This is a genomic window from Stieleria mannarensis (genome assembly GCF_014154935.1).
In the GTDB taxonomy this organism is placed as follows: domain Bacteria; phylum Planctomycetota; class Planctomycetia; order Pirellulales; family Pirellulaceae; genus Stieleria; species Stieleria mannarensis.
In genome coordinates this window covers 28,973-40,188 of the sequence record NZ_JACEHH010000065.1, presented here as the reverse complement: position 1 = coordinate 40,188, position 11,216 = coordinate 28,973, and the positions used below count along the sequence as shown (strand labels likewise).

9 protein-coding genes are annotated in these 11,216 nt (G+C 59.8%); 4 read left to right on the top strand and 5 right to left on the bottom strand.

Annotation, left to right across the window (positions count from 1 at the left end):
• Nucleotides 1-33: 33 nt before the first annotated feature.
• Complete coding sequence (locus H1B37_RS29180; protein WP_286178334.1) at nt 34-1,035, bottom strand: SPFH domain-containing protein; 1,002 nt, start codon at nt 1,033-1,035, stop codon at nt 34-36.
• A gap of 153 nt (nt 1,036-1,188) precedes the next feature.
• Between H1B37_RS29180 and H1B37_RS29175 the strand changes: the two genes are divergently transcribed.
• Both H1B37_RS29175 and H1B37_RS29170 read left to right on the top strand, forming a co-directional pair.
• Nucleotides 1,189-1,536, top strand: a complete 348-nt coding sequence (locus H1B37_RS29175) for a hypothetical protein (protein ID WP_182870815.1) — start codon at nt 1,189-1,191, stop codon at nt 1,534-1,536.
• 16 nt (nt 1,537-1,552) lie between these two features.
• The gene (locus tag H1B37_RS29170; protein WP_182870814.1) at nt 1,553-3,400 is read left to right on the top strand and encodes a hypothetical protein; all 1,848 of its coding nucleotides are present in this window, start codon (nt 1,553-1,555) and stop codon (nt 3,398-3,400) included.
• Between the two features lie 164 nt (nt 3,401-3,564).
• Here H1B37_RS29170 and H1B37_RS29165 read toward each other — a convergent pair whose 3' ends face one another.
• The 3 genes from H1B37_RS29165 to H1B37_RS29155 all read right to left on the bottom strand — a co-directional run bounded on the left by H1B37_RS29165 (nt 3,565) and on the right by H1B37_RS29155 (nt 6,834).
• Nucleotides 3,565-4,530 carry a dihydrodipicolinate synthase family protein gene (locus H1B37_RS29165; protein WP_182870813.1) on the bottom strand — a complete coding sequence of 322 codons (966 nt, stop codon included), beginning with the start codon at nt 4,528-4,530 and terminating at the stop codon, nt 3,565-3,567.
• Between the two features lie 73 nt (nt 4,531-4,603).
• Nucleotides 4,604-5,857, bottom strand: a complete 1,254-nt coding sequence (locus H1B37_RS29160; protein WP_182870812.1) for an NAD(P)/FAD-dependent oxidoreductase — start codon at nt 5,855-5,857, stop codon at nt 4,604-4,606.
• Nucleotides 5,854-6,834 carry a proline racemase family protein gene (locus H1B37_RS29155; RefSeq protein ID WP_182870811.1) on the bottom strand — a complete coding sequence of 327 codons (981 nt, stop codon included), beginning with the start codon at nt 6,832-6,834 and terminating at the stop codon, nt 5,854-5,856. The genes H1B37_RS29160 and H1B37_RS29155 overlap by 4 nt, the downstream gene beginning before the upstream one ends.
• 138 nt (nt 6,835-6,972) lie before the next feature.
• Between H1B37_RS29155 and H1B37_RS29150 the strand changes: the two genes are divergently transcribed.
• Together H1B37_RS29150 and H1B37_RS29145 are read left to right on the top strand one after the other, a co-directional pair.
• Nucleotides 6,973-7,734 carry an AraC family transcriptional regulator gene (locus tag H1B37_RS29150; protein ID WP_182870810.1) on the top strand — a complete coding sequence of 254 codons (762 nt, stop codon included), beginning with the start codon at nt 6,973-6,975 and terminating at the stop codon, nt 7,732-7,734.
• 59 nt (nt 7,735-7,793) lie between these two features.
• Nucleotides 7,794-9,647: a DUF885 domain-containing protein gene (locus H1B37_RS29145; protein ID WP_220498424.1), complete on the top strand. Its 1,854-nt coding sequence runs from the start codon at nt 7,794-7,796 to the stop codon at nt 9,645-9,647.
• A 608-nt stretch (nt 9,648-10,255) separates the two neighbouring features.
• Here H1B37_RS29145 and H1B37_RS29140 read toward each other — a convergent pair.
• Nucleotides 10,256-11,167: a DMT family transporter gene (locus H1B37_RS29140; protein ID WP_286178332.1), complete on the bottom strand. Its 912-nt coding sequence runs from the start codon at nt 11,165-11,167 to the stop codon at nt 10,256-10,258.
• Nucleotides 11,168-11,216: the final 49 nt, after the last annotated feature.

The window sequence follows — 11,216 nt, the reverse complement described above, 5'->3', positions numbered from 1 at the left end:
GAGCGAGCGGCCCAGGGGGTTACCCCGCGTCCATCACGCTCCGGTCTGCACGACCGGTTGGGTGTGACGGTCGCTGCACAAGACGACCAGCAGATTGGAAACGAGCGTCGCCCGCTGGGCCGCATCGAGCTGGACGATGTTGTCGCGGTTGAGATGCTCCAGCGCCATCTCCACCATCCCAACCGCACCGTCGACGATCTTGGTCCGAGCCGCAACGACGGCGGAGGCTTGTTGTCGCTGCAGCATCGCGGCAGCGATCTCCGGCGCATAAGCCAAGTGGCTGATCCGCGCCTCCAAGACTTGCACCCCAGCCTTCTCCAACCGATCCTGGATGTCTTCGCGCAGCCGGTCACAGATTTCATCGGTGCTGCCGCGCAAGGACTGTTCGTCGTCGCGACTGTCGTACGGGTACCGTGTCGCCAAACTCCGTAGCGCGGCCTCGCTCTGGACTTCGACAAAGTTCTCAAAATCATCGACTTCGAACAACGCTTCTGCCGTGTCGACGACCTTCCACACCACCACTGCGGAGATTTCAATCGGGTTCCCATCGCGGTCATTGACCTTCGAGGGCTTTCCCGGCGTCCGCGTCTTTGCCTGCGTCACAACGCCTTCCTTGTTTTTCGTTTCCGGTTTGGTCGACGAACCGGTTTCGAAATTGCGAACACGTAAGCTGACTTTCATTTTTCGATAGAAGGGATTCACCCAAACGAACCCCGATCGTTTGACCGTGCCTTTGTATTGGCCGAACAGCAGCAGGACTCGGGAGTTGTTCGGCGCGATGGCCATCAACCCGAACAGCGTGACGATCCCGGTGATCAACATCAACACGCCCGCCGGGATCAGGATCGGTGCGAAGGGTGCGTTGATCGCCCCGGCGACGATACAACAGGGGGCCGCGACGATCAGACCGATGCCAAATAGCAACGGTCCCCAACCGGGAATCGCGTCGACGACCCGCTCATGGTGATGGATTCCTTCGGGCGGGGGAATGTTGGTCATCGTTTTGCCTTGTTGGTCGAGTGAGAGTTTTGCCATACGAAGTTGAAGAGGGAATAGTCCCAAAAGGAACGAATTCGGGGCGCACAGGATCTGGTTTAAATCGCCACTTTACCGCTCGATCTGCACTATCATTGAAACCCAGCCTGTTTTGGCCCGAAACCTGAGACTTTTCACGAACGGAATTGCTGCATGAGCCCATCGTCCGACAATCACGATCACCAGGAGACGACCAGTCTGCCCAATCAGGTGTCATCGTGCGAAGAGCGAAAGGAGGCGATCGCCCAATTCGTCACGACCATCCGCAATCCCGAAGCGCAGGTCGGACAGCACATCATCCAGGCGCTCCAGCACCAAGACACGGTCGCAGTGTTGACCACCGTCGCACTCGGGGCGGACGGCCAGCAACGTGTCATTTCGGTGGCTCTGGACCCCGAACGGATGGCGCAGGTCCAAGAGATCTTGACCGCCGCCGAAGCCGAACGCGACACCGAAGAACCCTGTTTCGGTTTTCATTGTCTGATGAAACCCAAGCACTAGCGTTACAATGAATCGCATGATCCGAACCGGTCGCGGCATCCAGACCAGCGGCTTTTCTTTCTCGAGGGTGACGGCGATGTTCCATCGAACCGCGATACGACTGATCAGGACGTGGGCGTTCGTCGTCCTGTTGGTGACCGGCGTTGCCTGGTCCCGACCGCTCGCCGCTCAGGTACAGCTGCCAGCCAAACCGGCCAATGAGAGGAGGAACGATCAACCAACAGACAATGACGCCAAAGACAATGACGCCAAGTCCAAGGCCAAGTTCATCGCCGCGCTCGATGACATCGAGGCCCAGATCGTCGAACAAGAGCGATACGGTGAATACGGAACCGCGGAATTAAAACAGTATGTCCAGGAACTGGAGCGAGAATACTTTGCCAACCAGGATGCACTGGAAAGGCTGGATGAATCGGAGACCGCCGGCGGCAACAGACGCCGCAAGGATTTGACGGCCCGGCGACAACACCTTGCACTACTCCTGTGGCAACTCAAACGAACCGGATCGCAAATCGGTCAACCCGGTTTTGACAGCCGCAAGCTGACGACGCAAACGCACAAGCTGCTCGGCGAGCACCGCAGCGTGATGCGTGACGCGAATCTGATGAAGCGTTTTCAGGCGATCACGCGGCGACTGTCACTGCTCTCTCGGCAAAGGATCACGAACAGCCAACTGCACTACAACTTTTATTTCGTGCATCCCAGTCGTCCCGCCTCGGATCGGAACGCGCCCCCGATTCCCGCCCCGGCCGCCGGTGATGGCAGGTTCCCCAACGGTCCGATCCAAACGCTCCGGGAACCAGTCAGCAATCTGATCGGACTCCGCTGGCGCGACGGCCGCCTGAACTGGGATGAAACGCACTGGGAAATCCCGTTTGCCGGTTTTGATCTGGAAACAGTTCAGCGGCAAATCCACAGCGAACTGAAAAAGCGTGGCGTCGAAGTTCCCGAGGAGGATCGCATCGTCGCCCAGCGCAATCGGCGTTTGTTCGACACCCCGCGAGCGATTCTGTTGTTCCAGGACTTGCAGCACATCGCCGCCAACGGGAAACCGCCCAGCCGCTCGTATTCGACCAGTGGCACTTCGGCGCGCAGCCGGTTCACCGTCGGCGACATCGAAGCATCGATCGACATTTCACCGCAGAAACGAGAGTTCACCCTCCGCGAGGATTCCGGCCCCAGTCGGACGTTGCTGATCCGTAGTGAAAACGACCAACGCTTGCGTGTCAGTCTGATCGGAGAACACATTCTGTTGCTCGATCAATATGCCGATGGCTCGGTCCGCTGGGTCAGTATCGGCGACGAGGTGATCAGCGAAAAAGCGAGCTCGCTTGCCAAGCTGTACGCCGACCACCCCGATCGCGTTGAAAGCGAATTGTTCGCACGGCTCCGGCATTGCGGTGTCCAAACGCCGCTGCAACGGTTTGATCGCCCGCTGGTATCCCGACTCCTGGATCAAATCAAGGGCGTCGACCGGCCAACCCAACAACGATTCGACCAGCTGGTCACTCAAATCGACAGCGGCAATTTTTCCGACCGCCAAAAGGCCTACCGCGAGTTGTCCGACAACGTCGAAACCTATTCGACGTTGCTGCTTGGGACCAGCGACGAGGACGGCCGGTCGGCCGAAGCGACCGCGCGGCTGGCAGAGCTGCGAAAGCAATCGGGTGAGCGATTCCTCGAATTGGACCGGCTGATCGAATCGACCGGCTGGCTGAACGATCCGCGTTATTTGATCGAGTTGGGCGGGCGCGTTCGCGGCGACCGATCCGGCCTGATCGGCCAACGACTTGAATTGATCACCGGCCAATCGTTCGGCAAGGACTGGCAGCAGTGGCAACGCTGGTTCGCAGGGCGACGGTAGCTTCGTCTTCGATTGGCCCGGACAGTCGCCGTCCTCTCCGAGGTCGGCGCGGGGCATAGCTTCGCTTTTACGCGCTCGCCGAGTTCGGAGAACACGGCGACTCTCCAGACGCATCGGCACTCAAGAAATTGAGTTGCGATAGACGACAGAATGCCGATCCCGCCTTACCGTCCGGGCCAGTTTTCCCACCAGGCTTGGAACAGCCGTAATTGGTCGAGGGCATAGCGTTCTTGCGACGAACTCAAGTGGTCGGTTTCCAGTGCGGGTCGGCGATAGATCGGATCGATGGTTTCCGAAGCGATCAGACGATAATACAGCGTCAGATCGGGGCCTTCGTCGTATTTGGACAACACCGCCAAGGCTTCGTCCAATTCTTGCGCGTACCGCCGTGCTTCGCAATCGCCTTCGGCAGCGCGGCGGCACAGGTCGACCAAGTGCAACACTTGGCTGGGCAAACAGTTCCCGATTCCGGTGATCGCGCCCTGTGCACCACAACGCACGAATCCGAAATACACCTGCGTGTCGACGCCGACCAACAGCAACCCGCCGTCATCGGACGATGTGATGTGTTCGGCGGCGTATTGAAGGGATTCGGCGCCGCCGAACTCTTTGAACCCGACCAGATTCGGATAGTCGCGACGGAGCTGTCCGTAAAGTCCCGCTTTGGTTTGGTATCCGTAGTAGGGGCTGTTGTAGATGACCGCCGGCAATTGCGGGGCGGCAGAGAGCACGCGGGCAAAATGGTCCGCCTGTGCGGCTTCGGAAATGCCGCGTGAAAGCAAGCGTGGGATCACCATCAAACCGGCGGCACCGACCTGGGCGGCGTGAGCGGCATGTTCGGCGGCAACCATCGGACTTTGCGATCCCGTCCCCACGACCACCTTCAGCCCCGCGCCGACCAAACGGGCGACGCCTTCGCGACGCTGGTCATCGGTCAGCAACGGCCAATCGCCCATCGACCCACAATACACGACGCCCGTCATTCCGGCATCGACCAGATTGGATGCGTGACGCACCATGGCGTCAAAGTCTGGTCGGCCGTCATCGCCGATCGGGGTCATGATCGCCGGCAGACAACCGCGAAACACACGATCGTCAATGTCCGAGGCCGATGGGGTTGCTGTGGTCATCGCTTTTTTCAGTTCCTGGGAAAGTCGTCGGGTGTCAAAAGAGTGATGGATGTGAAAGTCGTCATTGTGACCGTTAAAAACGATCGACGCGATACGGCGACGGATCAACGTGCGGCGTTCGCCCGAGCACCAGTTCGGAAGCCAACTGCCCGGTCGCCGGACCGGTCGCGATGCCGATCATTCCGTTGCCGGCGGCAACCCATGCGTTGCCCGCCCGCGGCGAGGCGCCGATGCAAGGCAATCCGTCGGGCATCATCGGCCGCCAACCGGCCCACGGTTGCTCGGCCGCCTCGGGCAGTTCCACTCGCAGGTGCCGCCGCGCCGAACGCTTGAGCAGGTCGATCCGCGATACCGGGATCGACCGATCAAACCCGGTCAACTGCATCGTCGAACCGATCCGAAACGAATCCCCCAGCGGCGTCACCGCGACATGGTCGTCCTCGAAGATCAGCGGCGTCTCGGGCATCCCGGTCGCGTCGGCGTAGGTGACCGAATAGCCCTTGCCGGGGATCACGGGAATGCGACAGCCGAGTTCCCTGCCCCATTTCGAAGCCTCCGCGCCGGTTGCCAGGACGAAGGCATCGGCCGAGACGAGTTCGCCCTGCGTTGTCGTGACCGACGCCAATGCGGCGCCGCTGAACTGCATCGACGCGATCTCCGTCTGCTCGCGGATCATCCCGCCGCCGTGCTCGATCTCACGACGCAGCTGCGCGAGCAACTCGCTGGGAGACAGATGCGCGTCGTCGGGAAAATGCCAACCGCCGGCCAACGATTCCCGCAGCGTCGATTCCAGCTGCAACACGTCGTCACCGTCATACCGATCCAGACGAAGCCCGAAGTCGCGCCGCAACTGTGCCGCAGCCTCTTCATAGGCTTCGAAATCGCGAACCGATCGATACACCAACAACAACCCACGCTGCTGCCACTTGATTTTCGCCGCGTTGCGATCGGCAAACGTCTGGTATTGGCCCCGCGACGATTTCAGCAACGCGTGACGGGCGGCCGATGCGTGTTGAAAATCGTTCGCGTTGCAATGTTTCCCAAAACGAGCCAGCCACCACCACAACGTCGGGTCCCAACGCGGCGTGATCGACAACGCCCCACCGGATCGCGCCATCATGCGGATTCCATTGGCCACCGCTCCGGGGGCACAGAGTGGATGCACATGGCTGGGGCAAATGTAACCGCAGTTGCCACTGGACGCTCCGCTGCCGATCCGATCTCGCTCCAACAGCGTGACCGCGCATCCGGCTTTCGTCAGGTGCCATGCCGTCCAACACCCGATGATGCCGCCGCCGATGACAATCACATCCGCTCGCGTGCTCATGGGTTTGATGCTCCGATCCCAAACCGCAAGTCATCATCGGGGTCAAACACTTGACGCGTTTCGGCGATCACGTGGGCTCGCCCTCGGATCGTGACGCGAACGTGATCCCCTTCATGCGGGTCCGCCACCGGTTCGTAGGTCGCGACGAACCGGCTGCCGGTGATCGATTCCTGAATCCACTCGACTCCGGATTGCAGCGTTCCATCAGCGGCCAGACAAGCCAGTTTGGCCGACGTGCCGGTGCCACAGGGCGAGCGATCGTAGTGACCGCCGGGGCACAAGACGAAATTGCGACACCCGACCGCTTCGGGCTCGTGTTGATCCGTTGCGGCGGAAAGCGAATCATACAATTCGACGTGATCGATGACCGCCCCGTTCTCGCCGCGGATCTGGTGTCGGTCCAACGCGTCGCGAATCTGTTGGGTGCGGTCCATCAGTTCTGCGACCGTTCCGCTGTGAACCGATGTGTCATGCGTCAGATAGAACCAGTTTCCGCCATAGGCAATGTCGCCGGACACACGGCGACCGTCACGACATTCCAGCGACACGTCCTGGCGGAAACGTCGGCTGGGGACACCGGTGAATCGGACGTCGTGATTCGGTAACAGGGTTGCCTGGACGATTCCGGCCGGGGTCGCGAATTGATAGGTGCCCGGCAAAATCGCTCCCTGATAGCGGAGCGCTTCGACGACTCCGATCAACCCGTGCCCACACATGCCCAGGTAGCCGACGTTGTTAAAAAACACGATGCATCCGGTCCGCGACACGTCGTCCGGCGGCGCGACCACCGCTCCGACGGCATACTCGGTCCCACGCGGCTCGCGGGTCAGCGCCGTGCGAACCCAGTCGAAGGGCCCGCGCAATTGTTGCAGCCAGTGCTCGGGAGCGCGGTCGCAAAGCTGCAGATCGGCCGCCGACACGATGCGTGTGATCTCACCGCCTGTGTGGGTGTCTAGAACAGAAAAGGAATCGGGCATAGGCTGAAACGTGTGGGACCACCGCGGCGGTTTCTGGCGTTCGAAACCAGCGTTTTCCCGCAGGCGTGTCGGACGGCAATCACTATAGTGGGTTGCCGGAGACGCGAATTGACATCACGAGGCAGCGGGAGCCAAAAATTGCGCACACCCCACGCAGCAGACAGCGGCGACCCCAGAGAGTCACTCGCCGGGCGGCTGGCCGATCCCTTCGTCAGCGAAGCGGTGTTTGACCACCTGACGGACATTGTCTATTTCGTCAAAGACCGCCAAGGGCGTTATGTGGTCGTCAACGACACCCTGGTTGAGCGCAGCGGTGCAAATCAAAAAAGCGACTTGATCGGCAAGACGTCCGAAGAAGTCTTTGGCGGGGAATTCGGAAGCGGGTTCCTGGATCAAGACCTGTCCGTCATCCAATCCCAACAGCCCTTGATCGACGAACTGGAACGCCATGTTTATCCGTCGAACGTCACCGGCTGGTGCCTGACCACCAAATTGCCGCTCAAGGGCGCCGACGGATCCGTCGTCGGCGTGGTGGGGATGTCACGTGACCTTCAATCACCCGGCGAAGACGCGAGCGACCTGAATCAGCTGGCCGACACCATCGACTACATCAAACGCCATTTGGAAACACCGTTGCGAACGGCGGAATTGGCCGATCGGGTCGGCATGTCGTCCTATCAACTCGACCGACGCTGTCGCGAGGTCTACGGAATCTCATCCTCCCAACTGGTGTTGCAGTTGCGGATGAGCGCCGCAGCGACCAAGCTACGTCAGACCGACGATTCGATCGTCTCCATCGCGCTCTCGTCCGGCTATAGCGACCAAAGCGCGTTCACACGTCAATTCCGACGCACCTTCGGTGTCTCACCCGGAAAGTTTCGCGCCCAACAATCAAACTGATGATGTACTTTGCTCGACAGCCCCATTTTCTCGTAGCGACGTTCACCAGAGTGTGGAAGATGCTGTGGATCCACCTTCTGGCGAAGGTAGCTACGTGTGTCCGGCTCGTTGTTGTCTGCGTTTCGGCGCTGCTGCTGACCCCGACTTCCCATGCCGATGACTCGGTTTCCCGGCCGGCGGACGCGACACTACGCGCGTTGATGGATCGCGTTTGGGAATTCGAGCTCGACGAGTATCCGCTGCTGGCGACCGATGTCGGCGATCCGCGCGGACAAGACCGGCTGGCCAGCAACACCGCCGCCGATTTCGAGCGTCGTGACCAGGCCCGCGCCGAGTTTTTGCAATCGCTCGACGCGATCGATCTCCAGTCGCTCGATGCCGAAGACCAGGTCGACGTGGATCTGTTGCGGCGCAAACTGGAAACCGAGCGGACCGATTACCGGCTGGGTTTGCACCTGATGCCGATCAACAATCGCGAAGGATTCCACATCGGGCTGCCCGAGTTGCCGCGGCAGATGAATCCCGATTCACGCCAGGATTTTGAAAACTACATCGCACGGCTGAACGAGTTTCCCCGTTATGTCCAGGAACAAATCGCACTTTTGCGTCGCGGCGTCGAAGCCGGTTTGACGCAACCGGCCATCATCATGCGTGACAGCGTTCGGCAGGCACGGGCCCATGTGGTTGACGATCCCGAGCAGTCGCTGTTTCTGACGAATCTGGCCGAAGAATCGATCGCCAAATTGTCCGAAGAGGACTGGAAACAGCTGCGTCCGGAATTGATCCAGGCGATCGAAAACAGCGTCATCCCCTCCTTTCGTGCCTTCGCGGACTTTTTGGACCAATCCTACGTGCCGGCCTGTCGCGGTGGCATCGCCGCACGATCCCTGCCCGGCGGACGGGAACTGTACCAGGCCCAGATCCGCAAGTTCACGACGCTGGCGATGACACCCGATGAACTGCACCAGACGGGGATTCGTGAGAACGCGCGGATTCGATCCCAGATGATCGCGATCAAAGAACGCGTGAACTTTGACGGTGACCTGCAAGCGTTCTTGGCGCACTTGCGGACCGATCCGAAGTTTTATCCCAAGACCAAAGAAGAATTGCTCAAGGAAGTCGCCTACATCTTGAAACAAGTCGACGGCCGGCTCCCGACGCTGTTCGGCAAGCTGCCTCGAACGCCTTATGGGATCCGAGAAGTCCCCGATTATGTCGCGCCGCAAACGACCTCGGCCTATTACTGGCCTCCCGCGACCGACGGATCACGAGGCGGTTTCTACTACGTCAACACGTACAACCTGTCCGCCCGTCCGCTGTACCAACTCGAGGCGCTGTCGTTCCACGAAGCGGTCCCGGGCCACCACCTGCAACTCGCCCTGCAAGCCGAATTGGAAGGGCTGCACCCGATCCGAAAGCAGAGCAACTTCACGGCGTTCATCGAAGGCTGGGCGTTGTACAGCGAAAATCTGGGTGGTGAACTGGGATTCTATAAAGACCCGTACCAGGAATTTGGTCGATTGAGCATGGAAGCGTGGCGGGCGAGTCGATTGGTGGTCGACACCGGCATCCACGCCAAAGGTTGGCCCCGGCAGCAAGCGATCGCCTACATGAAAGAGAACACGGCGCTTTCAGAGCACAACATCGTCGCCGAAGTCGATCGCTACATCGGCTGGCCCGGACAAGCCCTGGGATACAAGGTCGGTGAGCTGTTCATCACGGACCTGCGGACACGCGCCGAAAAACAACTGGGTGATGCATTCGACGTCCGCGAATTTCACGACGAAGTCCTCCGCTCCGGATCCATCCCCTTGCCGGTCCTGGAACGTAAGATCCAAAGCTACATCGAACGGAAATCGCCTCCAACGACCGTCCAGCCTACGACTGAACCCCAACGTGACGAATCCAAGTGATCTGGCCGGTTGAGTAAGAGATGGTCGGTGGATCGGTGTACGACGTCCTTTCTAGGTCGTGTCGCGCAGAGCCCCACGGGCGGTCGCCTATCGCTGCGAGGGACATGAAATAGATTACAGAACAATTTGTTTTTCAGAAAAGTGATGTAGCCCAACAAGACATAGGGCATTGGCCTGTTTTCGACGCAGATCGCGTCCCTCGACTTTCACCGCAGAGCGGTGCCACAACACAGCCCGGGGTCGCGAAGCGCACCCCGGGGCCTGGAAAAAATGAGAATCGGAACCCCATCGGGGTTCAACAAACGAGGCAATGCCAACGGACCGCGAGACGGTCGCGTGACTCGGTGGGCGAGTGTTGTTCAACCCCGTTGGGGTTGGCGGGCTTGGTTCGTCTGATCTTGGGGTGCGCTACCGCGACCCCAAGCTTTGTTGTGACACGCCGTTGGCGTGCAACCGCGATGCGGTTGGTGTTGTAATTGTTTCGCGCAACGCCGCTCGACGTGAAATGCACCAGAAACACATTTGACGCCCCAAGCAGCGCGGGGAGCTCCAGCAGGCGACGGCCCGGAAAGGCCATCGTACTCAAAGAGAAGCATCTCGCTAGCGACTCACTTTCGTGTCACCAAACCGACGCCGACGATCGCGGTTCCCATCCCGACGAAGTGCCACGGTGACGACGGTTCCCCCAGGACGCCGATCGCTAACAACATCGTCAACACCGGACCAACACTGCCGATCACCGCCGTCCGTGTCGCACCGACCCGCATGATCGCCTCGTTGATCATGAAGCTGGGGATCAAGGTGCAAACGATCGCCAACACAAATCCGTACGCATAGACGACTGGCGATGCGGTGATCAATTGCGACACCTCGCGGGTCGCCAAAAAGTGCAGACCGATGAACCCCGTCGATCCGATCATCGCCAAACTCGTAAATCGGCGACTGCCCATCACCGCCATCGTCGGCTTGGCCAGCAAGATATAAACCGCATAGCTGACCGCCGCACCGCTGACCAGCACGACGCCCCAGGTGACCTGAGTTCCGTCGGCGACCAGTCGTTCTTGGCCATACATGATGGCGACGCCACAGTAACACAACACGATCGACAGAATGATCCGCCGGTGCAAGCGTTCACCGAGGAACAGCCAGGCCAGGATCGCGACGATTGCGGGATAAACAAACAGCGTCAATCGCTCCAATTGGGCGGTGATGTACTGTAACCCGCTAAGATCCAAATACGACGCCAGGTAATAGCCCAAAAAACCCATCCCGATCGCCCGCATCACCAGCGGCCGACCGATCGGCCGGGTCGCCGGATCACAATGCACCTGCCACAGCACGCCGACATAAAACGGTAGTGCAAAAGCGAGCCGGATCACCAGCAACATCGTCGGCTCGGCGCCGGCGGCGAACGCCAATTTGATGAAAATTGACTTGAGCGCGAACAGAAACGTCCCCACGACCGCCAATAGAATCCCCGACGCGAATCGGCTGGGAGGGTCATCGCCTGAGTCGTTCAATGGACGGTTCGCATGACAGGGGGGAAACGAGAAAGCAGGATCGAACATG